This window comes from Chlorogloeopsis fritschii PCC 6912 (genome assembly GCF_000317285.1).
Lineage (GTDB): Bacteria > Cyanobacteriota > Cyanobacteriia > Cyanobacteriales > Nostocaceae > Chlorogloeopsis > Chlorogloeopsis fritschii.
Genome location: NZ_AJLN01000033.1, coordinates 63528 through 80628, shown reverse-complemented (window position 1 = coordinate 80628; position 17101 = coordinate 63528). Strand labels below are relative to the sequence as shown.

The window sequence follows — 17101 nt, the reverse complement described above, 5'->3', positions numbered from 1 at the left end:
CTTATAACCATGCTGAGGAAATTAGCTATATTATAATTGATGATTTACATTGATACCCGAACAATTCTGTTTGTTCCAGAAAATTACTATAAGTTTTAAACATTAAATATTATTTAACAAACCACAGAGACGCAAAGAACACAGAGCGAATAAAGATACAAGATAGTAATTTCTCAAATAACTCTATATTACTCTTGCTCCGTGTTCTCTGTGTACTCTGCGGTTTAATAAAAGAATATTTATTTGGTTACTTATGGTAGATAACTTATTAAGACTTTGAAATATTTCCTGATATAGCAACCATCGCCGCGCAACAATTAAAGTAATTTTTCTTTGGCAAAGGATTCGCTGATGAAACAAGCGAACAAATGGCTTCTCCCAATCAAGCAGAAAGTTTGGCATCAGCTAAATCGCAAAACCAGCAAAATAATCTTGGCTTTACTGCTCATATGCCTTGTGGTGCGCTTACTACCGTATTTTGCTCCCATTCATGCCGCAGATATTGCCCAAGAACAACTGGCACTAGAATTTAGCGATCGCAATGGGCTACCGTTAGGAACAATTCTTACTAGCGATCGAGAACACACATCTGTTGTTCCGCTCAATCAAGTTTCTCCCCACTTCATTCATGCCATTTTAGCCGCAGAAGACGGAGACTTTTATCATCATGGAGCGTTAGATCTAAAAGCAGCTGCTCGCGCCCTCAAAGATTCAATTCAAGCTAAAAGAATAGTTTCCGGCGCTTCCACAATTACCATGCAGCTAGCACGGATGTTAGATTCTGCACCCCGCAACCTGTCAGGTAAAGTACGTGAAATTTGGCTATCTTGGCGATTAGCAGCTGGAATGAACAAAGATGAAATTCTCTCTGCCTATATTAATCGTTTGCCGATGGGCGGAAATATATATGGTGTGGAAGCAGCTGCTCGCACCTATTTTTCCATACCTGCCAGCGATCTAAATCTAGCCCAAGCCAGCCTTCTTGCTGCTATTCCTAATAATCCCACTTACTTTGATCCGCTTCAGCATTGGGAACGCCTCAAACAACGGCAGAAATATGTCCTCAACCGTATGGCAAAAGACGGATATATCACTAAACCAATAGTAGAGTGTGCATATGCTGAAAAAGTTTCGTTTCAATCTCGCCAACGAGGAATTGTTGCTGCACCACACTTTTTGTTTTGGTTAACGAGTACCCCTCCCCGCAAGCGGGGAGGGGTGGCGAAGCCGGGGTGGGCTTCTCCCATCCGCACCACAATAGATCGTCCTTTGCAACAATTTGTAGAAGCACAGTTACAACAAGTACTTTCCTCTCTCGCTGCCAATAATGTTCATCACGCGGCTGCTTTAGTAGTTGACAATCACACAGGAGAAGTTTTGGCTTATGTCGGTTCGCCTGATTACTTTAATGAAGCAAAATTGGGGCGCAACGATGGAGTACAGGCGCTGCGACAGCCTGGATCTACACTCAAGCCGTTTTTGTATGAAATGGCTTTGGAAAAAGGTGTGATACGTCCAAATACCATTTTGGCGGATGTACCTACAAACTATGCAATTCCAGGTGCAAAACTTTATAGTCCTACAGATTATACTAAAAGTTTTCTCGGCCCAGTACGAGTGCGGATAGCATTGGCGAATTCTTTGAATATACCAGCAGTAAGAGTATTAGAAAAATTAGGCGTACAAACTTTTTTAGCTCGTTTGCGTGAGTTGGGTTTTGAAAATCTCAATCAATCAGCAGAATACTATGGCTTGGGATTAACTCTAGGTAGTGGCGAAGTTAGTTTGTGGGAACTCGCCCGCGCTTACGTCATAATGGCACGACAAGGACAGCCCATTCAATTAGTCACTGCATTAAACGATCAAAAAGGACACGGAGACATTTCTTCTCCCCGCGTCTCTTCTCCTAGCACATGGCAATTAATCACCGATATGCTTAGTGACAATCATGCCCGTGCCACAGCCTTTGGTGTAGACTCTGTTCTCAACCTACCTTTTCCTGCAGCTGTTAAAACTGGCACCTCTTCTAATTTCCGCGATACTTGGACTGTTGGCTTTACTACCGATTACACAGTTGCTACTTGGGTAGGTAATTTTGATGGCGATCCGATGCGTCAAGTATCTGGAGTTACAGGAGCAGCACCGTTGTGGAATCGGATTATGCTACACCTGCACGAGCATAAGGAACCTGCTACTTTTTCGCTCCCAGAAGGAATGGTGCAATTACCTATATGTGCATTTTCTGGGTTAAAACCAACACAAGATTGTGCTTCTGTAGTACAAGAATATTTTTATCCAAAAGACATTAGCGTCTACGCAAACCAAGATAATTTTGATTTGTCCTCAGAGTATGATGAATGGTTGGCAAGGCAGAATCAATCTAGTTTTACTTCTGACCGATTTAAGATATTATCTCCTCACAATGGCGATTTCTTTTTGCTTTATCCTGGTGAAGAAGTACAACAAAAATTAGAGTTTAAGCTAGCAGGAATATCCACACAACCTGTTGAGTGGTGGTTGAATGGCAAAAAGATAGCAACCCAGTCCACTAATTCTTTATTTTGGCAACTGCATCCCGGTAAGTGGACATTAGAAGCCAGAAGCAGAGAAATGAGCGACAAGGTTACTTTTCAAGTCGAATTAGCTAGTAAAAAACCTACACGTCGGGGTTTTTCTATTGGTAATTCCAAGGTAGGCAATAATTAACCATAATTTAGACAATGATGCTGTTCACAAATGCTAAAGTCTTACCATCTGGATTGACACCCATTTAAAACAGAATTCAAGTTTGAACCTCAATCTACCAAATCACATCCGAGTAAAAATCTCTTATTTCTTTATCTGCTGTGATAATTGAAGCTTGATTACTAGTGGCTAATGCTACAACAACTCGATCAACTGGATCTCGATGGCTCCATTCGAGTTTGACACTTTCTAACCACACATCTTCATCAATAGGGACAATACGAACAACACTAGACTGTTTCAGAGAAGCGACGTACTCGTTTAGATTAACTCCTAAATCTAGTTTTTTATTTTTGATTTTGATAGCGATTTCCCAGATAGCGATCGATGGAACAATACCGTTTTTCTCCCTTTCCATCTGATTGCAGACTTTTTTTGCAGATTGAGAAAGTCTCTCTGGATCTAGACTCCACCAAATTAGAGCGCAAGTATCAAGGACTATCTTCACACTTCTGTCCATTCCTCAGTTGTAGGAGTCGTTAAATCCTCAAAATACTTTACTTTGCCGCGCATTTGTCCAAATAACTGCTCTGTTGATGGTGAATTACCGTATTTAGTAATTTTCACCACTGGTTTTCCCCGATCGGTTACTACAATTTCTTCTCCTTCTGACTCTACAAGCCGCAAGAATTCCAGCAGTTTGCTTTTAAGTTTACTTTTGGAAATGGTTTTCATAATGCCCCTAGTCATGACCAGGCTCATAATCAGATAATATCACATTTCCTATTTAATTCTTGACGTCATCGTCAGGTTATTTTGATAACTGCAATATTTACTGAAGGTTAATTTACTGAAGCTAACTATCTGCAATAAGATTAACTAAAGGTTAAGTTGAGATTAATAACAAAACTATCTGCTCGCCACCGATAGTAGTGAGCAAACTCGATCGCTAAATAAACTCAATTCTGACACTTTCCTAGTTACAGCCAACCATTAAACCACGGATGCAGTCAAAGCTTCGCCAAATTAACTTACCACTGTTTGCGATCGTTGCAGAAGGTTTCTTCTCGCGCCTCAGTTTCGGTTTAATTAGCTTTGCGTTACCGCTCTATGCCACTCGCCTAGAGTTGAGTCTGACCGAAATTGGTTTTTTGATCGCGCTTAACGAAGCCGCGGCAATGGGTTTTAAACCAATTATGGGTTGGGTAGCCGATCGCTTTGGATTGAAGCGTAGTTTCACTGCTGCTATTGGTATACGTAGCCTAGTCGCTCTACTTTTAGCTTTTGCTACCTCTGGGTGGCAACTTTATTCGATCAGAGTTTTACACGGGATGTCTAAAGCTCTACGCGATCCCTCCGCTAGCGCTTTAATTGCCGAACAAGGCGGTAAAAAAGCTATTGCTTCAGCCTTCGCCTGGTATCACACAGCTAAGATGGTGGCTGGTTCGCTAGGAAAAGCACTTGCTGGCATTTTGCTGACGCTAACAGCCTCTAATTTTTCCCTAGTCTTTGCCTTTTCCTTTCTCATCTCCGTGTTGCCACTGTATACAGTTGCTCGCTACGTTCGGGGAGAGGAATCGCCGCAGACAGAAACAAACAAGACTAGTAAAGTAGCTGAAGCAGCACCTAGCAACCAAGAAGAGCAACTTTCAACTCATGCCACTCCCAACACACCAATCCTGCTTCCGTTCACCATCTTGAATTTTTTAATTAGCGGCACAGCAGAAATGCTGAAAGGTTTGTTTCCCATCATTGCTACCAAATACGCTGGTTTAAACGAAGCTCAAACAGGACTGATCTACACAGTCTCAACACTTGTGGTTATGTTCTCCGGGCCTTTATTCGGCTGGTTGTCCGATCGCGGCTATCGGAAGTTGGTACTCATGATCCGTAGCGTTGCCAATACAATCTCTTCGATTATTTACATCTTTGCTCCCAACTTAGCAGGCATCACCATTGGCAAATTAATTGATGACACTGGTAAAGCAGCTTTCCGCCCGGCTTGGGGATCGCTAATGGCTCACATTTCTAGCTTTGATAAGAAACGTCGAGCGCAAACAATGAGTTGGATGATTCTCGGCGAGGATGCTGGTACGGTTGCTGGCCCCATTTTTGCTGGCTTTTTATGGAGTACTTGGGGACTGCCAGTTATGCTTGGTGGGCGTGTTTTGCTGGCTGTAGTGACTGAAGTTTACGCGACGTTCTTAACAAAATCGTTAGACAAGCCAAGTAGAGGAAGGCGAACTCGCTTGCATCGTCGCAGTCTAATCCGTCGTGTTTCCAGATGGTTTAGGCGAAAAAGGGTGTAGGGGAAAATTTTTTCTCTTTCCCAGGCTCCAGCCTGGGAAAGCATTGATTGAGGCTCCGCCTCCTCTTCATGAGGCGGAGCCTCACAGTTCTCATTACCATGCAGAGCATGGTAATGAGAAATGAGAAAAAGGTTGCAGGTTGCAGGGAGCAGGGGGGAATGTTTTTATACCAATGCCTAATACTCCATGCCCATTTTCATGCCTGGCGGCGAAACTGATTTCATAGCGATCGCCTTCATTATTTAGCTTGTCTACCAAGCTCTGCCAATAACAGGTGAGGAAAATCCACTGTCATCCCATCTACACCCGCTTTTAGTGCTGAGATCATCACTTCAGCGTCTTTTACTTTCCATGCCCTAACCTCTAATCCAAGCTGTTTACACCTAGAGACTAACTCTTGAGATACAGCATTAGCTGGCAAGCAGATTTGGTTCATACCTGCCTCAACAGCTTGCATAATATTCTCGTCGCTAATGTCAGGGGTTAGGAAGCCAACTTTAGCGGCACTTAATTGTGTCTTGATGTTTTGAACCACTGGAAAATCGAAGGAAGTGAAAGTAACTGCACCTATCAGCCCAAATTCTTGCACCATTTCCAGAACGCGAAGTTCAATCCCCGGTTGCTTGATTTCTAAAACTAAGTGAGTGCTATTTCCGTAGCGGGCTAATGTATCGCGCAGCAATGGAATTTTGGCACCACGATACTCTTCGCTAAACCAAGAACCAGCATCTAACTCACCAACCACCGACCAAGGAGTCAACTGAACTAACCCTTCACCGTTAGTGGTTCTATCCAAGTGTTTATCGTGTATGAGGATTAACTCACCATCACTAGTGGCACGAACGTCTGTTTCAATTGCATCTGCTCCCACTGACAATGCTATGTCAAATCCCTCCCAGGTATTTTCAGGAGCAAGAGATGCAGCACCACGATGTCCAATAACCTGCATAATTTGTATCTCCCACTTCTGATATAAATTTGTGTGTCTTCACGGTCGAGCAAGTTTATCTCAAACACCAATGATGCCCCTCATTTTACCTCTGTATCTGTCTAAATGTTCTGATTGGTGGGTTCTGGAGACTGGGGATTGGGGATTGGGAAAAATTTTCATTTACATTCCCCTTGTCCTCTTCCTAGCCCCTAGCCCCTAGTCCCTAGCCCCTTTTACTTACATGAAGATTTTCTCATCAAATTTTCATGATTCATTCATTTGGTTAAGCAATTATTGTATCTAAGTTAAGCAAAGGTTAAAAACCGTTTAACTTCATAGCTTTGTCCTATGCAGAGCAGTAAACGATTTGCAAAGGAGGAACAAAATGCAAGGGATTATTCTTGCCGCTGGTTGTGGTTCGCGACTAGCATCAGTACTCCAAGGAAAGCCTAAGTGTTTAGCGCAGTTAGAAGGAGTGAGTCTCATAGAGTATCAACTGGCAGTACTGCGCAGTTTTGGTATTAATGATGTCTGCGTTGTGCTTGGCTATCGGGCTGATGAAATTCGGGAGGTAGTTGGCGATCGCTGCCACTGGATCATCAACAATCGATATGCAGAGACTAACAGCCTTTACTCTCTGTGGTTAGCTCGTAACTGGGTGCGCGATTCGTTTGTACTGATGAATAGCGATGTTCTGGCACATCCTCAAGTTTATGAACGTCTTCTAGAAACTCCAGGTAATGTTTTAGCTTATGATTCTTGGTCGGGCAACGAAGCAGAACACATGAAGGTTGCCTTTAACAAGGGAAAGCTACACCAAATTAGTAAAACTCTGGATATAAAAAAAGCACAGGGCGAGAGTTTAGGTCTTTTGAAATTTACTGAACGAGCTATCAAGTCTCTATTTAAGGAAGTCGAGGCATCTCTGGCTGTTGGCGGAGCAAACCAGTGGGCACCAGCAGCTATTCAACGCCTAGCTCGCAAGCGAACAATTGCTGGCATAGATGTTGCTGGTTTGCCGTGGGTTGAAATTGACTTTCCTCAAGATTTGCAATACGCCTGTAACAAAGTCTGGCCTGCAATCTGCAAGACTCTACCATCCTGGCAACGCAAACAGAAGGCGGCATCACCAGCTGCCAAGCAATTAGTTAAACTCGGCTCAAGGGTAGCATGATGAGTTATACCCAAGATCCAGTCTTCCAAACCATCCAACAGATTCGCACTCCTCAGATAGTTGAGGAAGTTCTCTCTCAAGTTTGGAGTCGTTGGTCTAGCCATCACCTTTATTTAGTCAAGGTTACTCCAAGTCTGACCAACTATAAACCTTATGAGCGGGCGCGAGTCATGGCTGAAGCGACTATAGTCTTCGCAGATGACAACAACTCATCTGTGACGCTTAACCTCTTCTTTCATGTCTTTGCCAAAGCAGAGATAGCTCGTCAAGAATTTGAGAACAGCTACACGCATAACTTCCTACCTTGCCAAGGGCCACCAGTATTTCTCATCCCCCATTGGCAGACTGTTGTGTGGACATTACCCAATGCTCCCAACTTGCGAGAATTAGAGCAGCTATTGCAGCCAAAAAAATTTTGCCATTTCCTAGTGCCACCAGATCAAATCCCATCTGGCATTGAGGATTACCCCACACCTAAACTCTTACGTTATGTGCCACTGAAGCGAGCTATCCTTGCTTGGGAAAATCCCAATACTCATCGTCGCTATTTTGCCAAGCTACTCAATGCCACTGATGCTCCCCATGTTGTCCGTAATTTTCAGCAAGTTGATGCAGCTTTTGCTAGTGGCGAGTTAGGTTTTAGTGTTCCCAAATTTGTTTCATACAATCCAGCAGTTCGCACGCTACTGATGACGGAAGTGTTAGGCACTCAGTTCACAGAACTCATGCATCGCGTCATACCTGAATCCTTTTCTCTGGTAGGACGAAACTTGGCACGACTCCATGACTGTAACCTTCATCCTGAAACGGTTTGGACTCCTAGTAAAGAACTTGCCGTACTCCACCGCCACATGAAGGGTTTAAAGCTAGCTCTCCCTCACCTCACAGCCCAGCTTGAGGGAGTAATAAGCAGACTCGAAGATTTATCTGAACAGTTGCCTTTCCTAGAAAATTATCCGATACATGGCAATCTCTTTGGCGACCAAATTCTTTATAGTCCAAATGGGATTGGTATTGTTGACTGGGATGCTTTGTCCCTCGGCGATCCGCTTTACGATCTCGGTCGTCTGATTGCTCATCTAATTTATATTGCTGGACGAGAAAAAATATCTCCACCAGATGTAAAAGCTTGTGTTGAAGCTCTGCTGAGAGCTTACGAACAGGAAACCAATCGACCAATCGATCGCTCATGCCTCGTCTGGCACATTGCTACACAGCTACTTCTACGCGGTAAAATTTCATCGCTGAGAAAGCTAGTAGAGGGATGGCAGACACACCTTGATTTTGTGGTTAATGAGTCCGAACAAGTGTTAGATGGTCAAAGTCTTTACCTTTGTCTACCAACACTCAATCATTCAGTTTTATCAGAAGTTTAGCAATGAACCCTACTAAGCCTGTCACCGTACTTTTTACTGGTTATGCTCCCGTTCACTTCCTCTGTTTTCGACCAATTTACGAGCAGTTAGTGCAGCTTTCTGGAGTTGAGGTTTACTTATCTGGAGGAGTGCGGACAGAAACAGAGCCAGGATTCACCTATGATGGTGCAGCTATGTATGCTCCGTTTCACATTCAGCCAGAGCGGATCTTATCTGTCGAGGAAATTCAGAATCGTCACTTCGATGTGCTATTTTCTGCCAACAAGCGCATTCTTGCACCGTTAGAAAATTTCGAGACGCGCATCCAGATATTTCATGGGGTTTCCTTCCGCAATCGCGGGGTGCGTCCTGAAAACTTGGCTTACAACGTTTTTTTCTTGATTGGCCCTTATATGCGACGGAAGTTTGTAGAAGCCGGACTGTTGGCGGAAGACGATCCGCGTGGAGTGCCAATTGGTTTTCCTAAGACCGATCCTTTGGTTACAGGTGAACTCGATCGCGGGGAGTTACTCCAAAGATACGGCTTTGATGGTAAGCGACCAATTCTACTTTATGCTCCAACAGGACAAGCTTATAATTCCCTAGAAACCATGGGCGAAGAGGTAATTGCTCGTTTAGCAGCAACTGGCAAGTACGATTTGCTAATTAAACCTCACGATCACCCAAAAAATGAGATTGACTGGTTCCAAAAACTCGCACCACTGGAAGATGCTCATACCCGGCTCGTGCGTGCTCTTGATATTGTTCCTTTGCTGTATCTCTCAGACTTGCTAATTACTGATGCTTCGTCAGTTGCCAACGAGTACGCTCTGCTAAATCGACCGCTTGTTTTTCTTGATGTGCCACAGCTAATTGAGCAATCAAAAGCACAGGGGGCGATAGTCGATTTGGAAACTTGGGGTAGGCGTGGTGGTTTAGTAGTTGAGCATCCCGAACAGGTAGAGGAGATCGTGGCAACTAGCCTGAGTGAGTGCGATCGCTTCTCGGAAATTCGCACTGGTATTGCTTCTGACCTATTTTACAACCACGGTCATGCTACCGACGCTGCTGTATCGTGGTTTAAACACAAATTTTTGAATTCAATTTAGGAGTAATGATGGCGGGAGTTTTATCGCAGAATACCTTAGCTAATAACATCAACGCAGAAAGCATTGCTGCTAAACGCATCGCCTATTATCTGAGATATTGTGGTAATCTGCACTACTTTGCAGCCATTAAGCCCTATCTAGATTACATGCTTGAGCAGGGTATTCACGAAAATTTTTTGGTTGTTCGCCAAATAAGTGCTGAATGCAGCCAATTGCAGGAGTATATAGACTACACCCACTTATTTACTGATGATTGCAACCTAGACTCCTACGATTTAGTATTGACTCCCACATTTCTGCGAGCCGAAGAGTGTACAAATAAGACTCGCGCAGTCCAAATTTTTCATGGGATGTCTGACAAACCTTTCACTTATGACCGAGATTTCAGCAATTATCTACTTTGTCTTTGCGTCGGACAACGACAGGTAGATCGCCTACTCCAAAACGAATGCAATCACAGTATGCGATGGTCGTTGATTGGTTATCCCAAGTTCGATAACCCGCCTACTCAACCACCACTGTTTGATAATGACAGAAAAACCATTATCTATTGTCCTACCTGGCGCAAGCAAAATATTAGCTCAATTGAGCAATTTCTGAATAACTTGGATGTAATTGATGAAATTACTAGAGATTACAACCTGATTGTTAAACCGCACCCGAATATTTTTAACCCTAATCGAGAGTTCTACGACCAGGAAATTGTCGATCGATTGCATCGCATTCCTAATATCAAGCTGATTCGTTCGGGAAACGTCATGCCCTGGTTTGCTCAGTCTGATTTATTCATTGGCGACATTTCAGCTTCGGGTTACGAGTGGCTGTACTACAATAAACCAGCTGTTTTTCTCAATCCTCAACCTGGTGTTTTGCAACCTAGCACTGATGTCTCATCAATAACTTATCTTTGGCAGTGCGGTGATGTATGCAATGATATCCAGCAAATCAAACGCCTAATCGATGAAAATTTACAGCGCGATCGCTATCAAAGTATCCGCGAATCCCTCCTTCACTACAGTGTATTCAACCCTAGAGATGGGAGTGCGACTAAGCGCGGCATACATCAAATTGAGCTACTTTTACATTCTAGTCAGTAGGATTACTGCCTCTCGCTGGTTGTCTATAGTGATTTCACTACAACCTCTATAGGAGATTCTAGTTATGAGCAGAATTCTTATTGCCGAAGATGAACCTGGCATTGCTAGCTTTTTAGAAAAAGGTTTGCGAGCTAATGGATATAGCACTGCCGTTGCAAAAGATGGTTGCGAAGCTGTGTTGCTAACTCAACAAAATAATTTTGACTTACTAATTTTAGATATACATCTTCCTGGCAAGGATGGTTTGACTGTAGTGCAAGAGTTGCGAGAACGAGGCGAACAACTACCCATTATCATTCTCAGTGCCAGTAGTGACTTGAGTAACAAAATAACTGGCTTGCAGAGTAGGTTCAATGACTATCTCACAAAGCCCTTTCGATTTGAAGAACTGCTGACGCGAATCAAAACTCAGTTGCAATAAGCATATGTTTGACTTATTAATCGCAATGTAAAAACAGCTTGTTGTCATCAATCTATAGATGTATTTAGGTGGACTTTTCCAACCAACACAATAAAACGTAACACTTTTGTCTCAACAGCAGGTAAAACGTGAGAAACGCTCATGCAAACACAATATCCACAACCAAAATCTTCTTCTACAACTCATTTGAAAAAAAGTGCCTTGGTTCTTTCAGGCGGACAACAGCAACGTTTATGTATCGCTAGGGCTTTAGCGGTGCAACCAGAGGTGATTTTGATGGACGAACCTTGCTCGGCTCTAGATCCAATTTCTACCCAACGAATTGAAGAATTATTGCTGGAATTGAAGAAGAATTACACAGTTATCATTGTGACTCACAATCTGCAGCAAGCTACTCGGATTTCTGATTTTACTGCCTTTTTTAACGTTGAACTGCAAAATGGAGTTCCTATTGGCACACTTGTAGAGTATAAAAATACTACTACACTTTTCCAAAATCCAACGAAAGAAAGTACGCGAAGGTACGTACTTGGTCATTTTGGTTAAGCTAAATTTTACGACGCGATCGCGTGAGATTTATATATATCATTACAGCTTCGAGTACCGAGAATAGGGGCTAGGGAAGAGGAGTTTTCATCAATTCATTGTGTGATAATTTACGTAGGTACTTGAGTTGAGTTGTTAATTACAAACAAAACATTAAAGAAACTTTTGAGGAATTTCCTACATTACGTGAAAACAACAATGTAAAAATCTCTATAAATTAAAAATTTTTTCATTCTTTTTCCGGAAATCAGTGTTTTTTGGGTGATGGAATAAATAAAGGGTTAAAGGTGGCTTACAGAGTTCATGTCTACTTTTATGCGTAATACTACGGTAATAATTCTCTGGTATCTTGCCCTTTTTAATATCCATAGTTAATATAGACGCGGTGATAACGGCATAGTTTTTACCAAGAGTAATTATACGCAACAGCTATAAAGTTTTTTGAAAGTATGAAATTGAGGTGAGTACAATGACTGCTACACAGATTGACCTAAACAAACAAGAACGCAAATCCACCAAGAAGAAGCAATCTTTCCGTAATGTGGATATTGGCACTCCTTTACGACCAGTGCGTCAGCGTCCGAAACAACAAGAGCATGAAGTACTCAACGACTGGTCACATGCAAGTTAATTTACGTTTAACTTTAGTAAACGGGTGCAGCAGTAAAGGCCATCCACAAGCACAGCACCGATATTAACACGCAGATTTTGATAACTAAATAAATATTGCCATTAGGTATAAAAAAATCGTACATACTTTACACCTCCAGTTACTACTTGTTAAGAGTCTTTTGAGGCGTTTCTGGATTTGAGGAAGATAAGGCTACATTCCTGTTTTGCCTTTATTCCCCTCTATATCTATTTTCCTGTAAAAATTACTCTATAAAGATATAAGTTAAAGTTAAGGTAACATATTTTAGTATTTTCCTAATGTCTACTGTCATGAAAAGAGGGGCTAGGGACTAGGGGCTAGGGAAAAGAGATTTTTATTCACTCGTTGTGTGATTTATTACATGATTGTCTAGTTAGAGATGAAAATTTTACGTTTAATGTACGAATAATTAGATAAATTTATACTTACTTGGGAAATAAAGCTAAAATTGGTGAAGAACCACACAAATAAAGCTGACAATGCTGATACAAGTAAGAATAAGTCATTGTCATGGCTACTGAAACAGAAATTTTGTTTCAACCTTGATCATCTAAACTTTGATTGCTCTTTAATTTAATAGGAGCAAGTACTATGATTTCCCGCAGCAACATTCGTAACATTGGAATTTCTGCTCACATTGATGCCGGAAAAACTACCCTTTCAGAGCGGATTTTGTTTTATACAGGTAAAATCCACAAAATGGAAGAAGTGGGTGGTGATGGCGATGGTGCCACGATGGATTACATGGAACTAGAGCGCGAGAAGGGCATCACTATTACCTCAGCAGCTATCACCTGTTTTTGGAACGATACACAAATTAACTTAATTGATACTCCGGGGCACGTAGACTTTACGATCGAAGTTGAGCGATCGCTCTCGGTGTTGGATGGGGCAATCATGGTATTGGATGGGGTTGCAGGGGTTCAGTCTCAAACCTATACGGTAGATCGGCAGATGAAGCGCTATCGCGTGCCGCGTCTTGCTTTTATTAATAAATTGGATCGAGTTGGTGCTAATCCCTTCCGAGTGATCGAAGCTCTTCAAGAAAAGCTGTTGCTCAACACGGTAGTGCTTGAGTATCCCATCGGTTCGGAAGATAAATTTGCGGGAGTCATCGATTTAATCGATATGACTGCTAACTACTTTGAGGGAGAAAACGGAGAAAAACTAGTTAAAAAGCCGATTCCAGAAAATTTACAGAAAGAAGCACAACTAGCACGAGAAAAACTGCTCGATCGCATATCTATCCATTCAGAAGAGATGATGACAAAGTTACTTGCAGGTGAAGAAGTACCAAAACAAATGATTTGGGATACTATTCGCCAAGGAACTTTGAGCTTAGAGTTCACACCAGTGTTGATGGGTTCGGCGTTTAAAAATAAGGGCGTACAAAATTTACTTGATGCGATCGCCCTGTATTTGCCCTCTCCCATCGAAAGACAAGTTGTTACCGCTACAGATGTCTCAACTCAACAAGTAGTCCAAGTTTATCCCGATCCTAGCGCTCCGGTGGTAGCGTTTGCTTTCAAATTAATTGATAGCGAATTTGGGCAGTTAACTTACACTCGCCTTTACTCAGGAACCTTAAAGAGTGGCGATCGCCTTTACAATAGCCGCACAAAAAAACAGGTGCGCGTCAATCGACTGGTGAGAATTGAGGTTGATAAGCGTCAAGAATTAGAATCGGCAACGGCTGGGGAGATTTTCGGCTTAATTGGAGTTGAGTGTGCTTCTGGCGATACCCTTTGTTCTTTGGGAACTAACCTTTCCTTGGAAGGAATATTTGTACCAGAACCAGTGATGACTATTGCCATTACCCCAAAAAGCCAGGAAGATATTGAGCGTATTTCCAGAGCATTGCATCGTTTTGTTCGAGAAGATCCGACTTTGCATATCAGCACCGATCCAGAGTCGCATAAAACCCTAATGTCAGGGATGGGTGAATTGCATCTGGAAATTTACTTAGAACGGATGAAAAGAGAATACCACGCCGAAGTTTATGTCAGTCCGCCAGCCGTTGCCTATCGCGAAACGATCGCCAAAGCTGCAACTTTTGACTACACTTTCAAAAAACAAACTGGTGGTGCGGGACAATACGCTCATGTTATCGGCCGGATAGAACCTTGTGAAGAACCATTTATATTTGAAAATCGGGTAGTTGGGGGTGCTATTCCTAACCAGTTTATTCCCGCTTGCGAACAAGGCTGCCGTGATGCATTGAAAACAGGATGGCTCAAAGGCTATCCAATTATTAAAGTGAAGGTGATTTTAGAAGGTGGTTCTCATCATCCGATCGATTCTTCGGAACTGGCGTTTCGAGTTGCAGCCAGGTTTGGGTTTGAAGAAGCATTTGCCAAAGCCCAACCAATCCTTTTAGAACCGATGATGTTGTTGGAAGTGGAAACACCAAGTCAATTTTTGGGACGCATACAAGGAAAGCTATTATCGCGTCGTGCTTTACTGCTAGGTTCGCAAACCAGGGATAATGACGTGGTGATTCGAGCCGAAGTACCTTTAGCAGAGATGTTTGGTTATTCTACTGAACTGCGATCGCTTTCTCAGGGCATGGCAACTTTCTCAATGGAGTTTGCCGAATATCGACCTGTGCCAGAAAATCTTATCAATGCGGTGCGATGACGTCTAGCAGCCGAGCCGACATCTCATAATATTAAAAGAGAGCTTAATCTTCACCATGTATCAAACTGATCCACCTCGTCCGCCCAAAGAAGTGCTCCCCACAATGTACGATCTTCCTAGTGAAGATCCCAAGGAGCCTGGTTTGCCCGACGACTTTCACTTGTTACAACCCCAATTACTTCGAGAAACCTTCCGCCCACCTGGCTATCCTACAGATAAAGTTTATGTTGCTAGCGACTTAAATCTTTACTACGATCCGCGCCATACACTATGGTACAAGCGCCCAGATTGGTTTGCAGTTTTGGGAGTTCCTCGTCTCTACGAACAGCGAGATTTGCGCTTAAGTTATGTTGTCTGGCAAGAGGGCGTTAATCCTTTCATTGTGGTTGAGTTGCTTTCTCCCGGTACTGAAAAAGAAGACTTGGGACAGACTTTACGGGATATTGAACAACCACCAACAAAATGGGAGGTATACGAACGAATTCTGCGTATACCCTATTACGCTGTCTTTGATCGCTACACCTCTCAATTCAGAATGTTTAAATTGGATGGCAGCCGTTATGCAGAGGTAGCCCTACAACAGCCGCGCTTTTGGATGCCAGAACTAGAATTAGGATTAGGTGTTTGGCAGGGAAAATATCAAGATATTGAGATGTCTTGGTTGCGCTGGTATGATGCAGCAGGCAACTGGATAATGACTCCTACAGAACGATTGGCAGCACAATTGCGAGCGATGGGCGTTGAACCCGATCTCGGTTAGCTATGCTTGAGGCGATCGCAAGTTTCCAGAATTGAGAAGAACAGTTCAAAGCTCATCACTACCAAAATGAGCGCTGATAATTGCGAATACGGTAATAGTTTGGGTAATGTCCTCGATAACCTGGATGATTTCTGGAACGATATCTAACACGATATCTTGGGTAATGTCTTGGACTATACACCCGATAATATCTTGGGTAATAAACTCGGTAACGATGTTCTCTGTGACGGGGTCTATAATCTCTGTAATATCGGTTGCCACCACCAATATGAATAATAATATCAGCTTTAGCGCTCTGCCCAAAAGGTAAAGTTGCAACCGCAGCTAAAAATGTTGCTAGAACTACTGAAGTAAAAGGTTTCATCACCTCACCTCAACAAAGCTTTCCTAAGTTGATTATTACAATTGTGAGAAAAATTGGTTGATATCAGTAAAAACTCGTAATACAGCTATAGCAACCTGTGATATTCATAAATTTTGAAATGCACAGCTTGGAAGAGGCGATCGCCATGTGGCTCCGCCAACGCTACTCTATAGTCAGAATTCCCAATCAGATTTCAGTAGGACAAAAACAGAATTTGGATGCTATCTATACAAAAGCTTCGGTTTGCCGATCTAGCTGGCATTTTCTAGAACAACTTGTGAAATGTAAATAAAAGTTACAGAAAGCGTAATTAGCAGTTAATCTTAAGTATTTAATGACAACTCACAAAAAATCATTACCGGAACTTCTAGAAAAGATACAGTTCAACTCCTGAGTCAAAATATTAGATTCTCAGCAGTTAGCTTATTTCATGTTTCTAGAAGATATTCCGATTTCATTAAATTCTAATGTGGTGTGCTCTGTAATATTAAAACCTCAATTTTTGCTGTCATTAAATCATGAATATTATGAGTTTAAAACTGAGATTTAAACCAGTTTCTTTTAGTTGGGTGGCTTTGCATCCTCAACCTCAAGGAGTCATCCAATTCATTGGTGGGGCTTTTTTTGGCACATTTGGCCCCATGTTTTTTTATCGCTATCTACTCGAATGTTTATTTAAGCAGGGCTATACAATCATTCTCTTGCCATTCAACTTTACTTTTGACCATTATACAGAGGCGGGTTTTCTGATTAGAGAACAGTATAAACTCATGCCAGAATTAGTAAGAATGGCAGATAGGTAATTTAGTTCTCAATTTTCCAGATAATTTTTCTGTTCCTCTAATTGAATCTGTCAACCAAAGAAATGCAGAACTTGAAGTTTACGTACTTCAATTGCTTAATTATCTAGAACAAAAAAAGCGCAAAGACGATAAAAAATAATGGCGTTCCGTCATTGTTCAGCTTTACCAATATCTTCGGCGATCGCTAACGTTAGAATCACAGCGCAATTTGTTGGGCGATCGCTTTCTGGTTTTTTGATAAATGGGAAATTGGAAAAA

The 17101-nt window shown here is 42.2% G+C and carries 15 protein-coding genes and 2 pseudogenes; 13 read left to right on the top strand and 4 right to left on the bottom strand.

The window, feature by feature from the left end:
- The first annotated feature begins 351 nt into the window (after positions 1-351).
- Positions 352-2706: a penicillin-binding protein 1C gene (gene pbpC, locus UYC_RS0101830; protein WP_016872931.1), complete on the top strand. Its 2355-nt coding sequence runs from the start codon at positions 352-354 to the stop codon at positions 2704-2706.
- Positions 2707-2800: 94 nt separating this feature from the next.
- Here the strand turns inward: pbpC and UYC_RS0101825 are convergent, their stop codons facing one another.
- Both UYC_RS0101825 and UYC_RS0101820 read right to left on the bottom strand, forming a co-directional pair.
- Positions 2801-3193: a type II toxin-antitoxin system VapC family toxin gene (locus UYC_RS0101825; protein ID WP_016872930.1), complete on the bottom strand. Its 393-nt coding sequence runs from the start codon at positions 3191-3193 to the stop codon at positions 2801-2803.
- Entirely contained in the window at positions 3190-3420 is a 231-nt protein-coding gene (locus UYC_RS0101820; RefSeq protein ID WP_016872929.1) for a type II toxin-antitoxin system Phd/YefM family antitoxin, read from the bottom strand. Before UYC_RS0101820 ends, UYC_RS0101825 begins: the two co-directional genes overlap by 4 nt.
- A 269-nt stretch (positions 3421-3689) precedes the next feature.
- Between UYC_RS0101820 and UYC_RS0101815 the strand changes: the two genes are divergently transcribed.
- Complete coding sequence (locus tag UYC_RS0101815; RefSeq protein WP_016872928.1) at positions 3690-4994, top strand: MFS transporter; 1305 nt, start codon at positions 3690-3692, stop codon at positions 4992-4994.
- A gap of 238 nt (positions 4995-5232) precedes the next feature.
- On the opposite strand, the gene UYC_RS0101810 is transcribed toward UYC_RS0101815, so the two are convergent.
- On the bottom strand, positions 5233-5943 hold the full coding sequence (locus UYC_RS0101810; protein WP_016872927.1) for a glycerophosphodiester phosphodiesterase: 711 nt from the start codon (positions 5941-5943) through the stop codon (positions 5233-5235).
- 367 nt (positions 5944-6310) lie between these two features.
- Here UYC_RS0101810 and UYC_RS0101805 point away from each other — a divergent pair, with 367 nt between their 5' ends.
- The 9 genes and pseudogenes from UYC_RS0101805 (at position 6311) to UYC_RS0101765 (ending at position 15676) form a co-directional block, all read left to right on the top strand.
- A complete protein-coding gene (locus UYC_RS0101805) occupies positions 6311-7099 on the top strand; it encodes a phosphocholine cytidylyltransferase family protein (RefSeq protein WP_016872926.1) in 789 nt (262 codons plus the stop codon).
- On the top strand, positions 7096-8475 hold the full coding sequence (locus UYC_RS0101800) for an aminoglycoside phosphotransferase family protein (RefSeq protein WP_235082863.1): 1380 nt from the start codon (positions 7096-7098) through the stop codon (positions 8473-8475). The genes UYC_RS0101805 and UYC_RS0101800 overlap by 4 nt, the downstream gene beginning before the upstream one ends.
- A gap of 2 nt (positions 8476-8477) precedes the next feature.
- Positions 8478-9563, top strand: coding sequence for a CDP-glycerol glycerophosphotransferase family protein (locus UYC_RS0101795; RefSeq protein WP_016872924.1), 1086 nt, complete (start codon positions 8478-8480; stop codon positions 9561-9563).
- 5 nt (positions 9564-9568) lie between these two features.
- Entirely contained in the window at positions 9569-10660 is a 1092-nt protein-coding gene (locus UYC_RS0101790) for a CDP-glycerol glycerophosphotransferase family protein (protein WP_235082862.1), read from the top strand.
- A gap of 64 nt (positions 10661-10724) precedes the next feature.
- A complete protein-coding gene (locus UYC_RS0101785) occupies positions 10725-11081 on the top strand; it encodes a response regulator transcription factor (protein WP_016872922.1) in 357 nt (118 codons plus the stop codon).
- Positions 11082-11267: 186 nt separating this feature from the next.
- Positions 11268-11627 (top strand): annotated as a pseudogene (locus UYC_RS35230) (phosphate ABC transporter ATP-binding protein); the annotation flags it as partial.
- A 469-nt stretch (positions 11628-12096) separates the two neighbouring features.
- On the top strand, positions 12097-12258 hold the full coding sequence (locus UYC_RS38735; protein WP_016872920.1) for a hypothetical protein: 162 nt from the start codon (positions 12097-12099) through the stop codon (positions 12256-12258).
- A gap of 612 nt (positions 12259-12870) precedes the next feature.
- Positions 12871-14916, top strand: coding sequence for an elongation factor G (gene fusA / locus UYC_RS0101770; protein ID WP_016872919.1), 2046 nt, complete (start codon positions 12871-12873; stop codon positions 14914-14916).
- Between the two features lie 55 nt (positions 14917-14971).
- Positions 14972-15676 (top strand): Uma2 family endonuclease, encoded by a 705-nt coding sequence (locus UYC_RS0101765; protein WP_016872918.1) that lies wholly within the window; start codon positions 14972-14974, stop codon positions 15674-15676.
- 58 nt (positions 15677-15734) lie between these two features.
- Here the strand turns inward: UYC_RS0101765 and UYC_RS0101760 are convergent, their stop codons facing one another.
- Entirely contained in the window at positions 15735-16040 is a 306-nt protein-coding gene (locus UYC_RS0101760) for a hypothetical protein (RefSeq protein WP_200862349.1), read from the bottom strand.
- A gap of 118 nt (positions 16041-16158) precedes the next feature.
- Between UYC_RS0101760 and UYC_RS37395 the strand changes: the two genes are divergently transcribed.
- Positions 16159-16332 (top strand): hypothetical protein, encoded by a 174-nt coding sequence (locus UYC_RS37395; RefSeq protein WP_016879219.1) that lies wholly within the window; start codon positions 16159-16161, stop codon positions 16330-16332.
- Positions 16333-16567: 235 nt separating this feature from the next.
- Positions 16568-16834 (top strand): annotated as a pseudogene (locus tag UYC_RS0101755) (DUF1350 family protein); the annotation flags it as partial.
- Between the last annotated feature and the right edge of the window lie 267 nt (positions 16835-17101).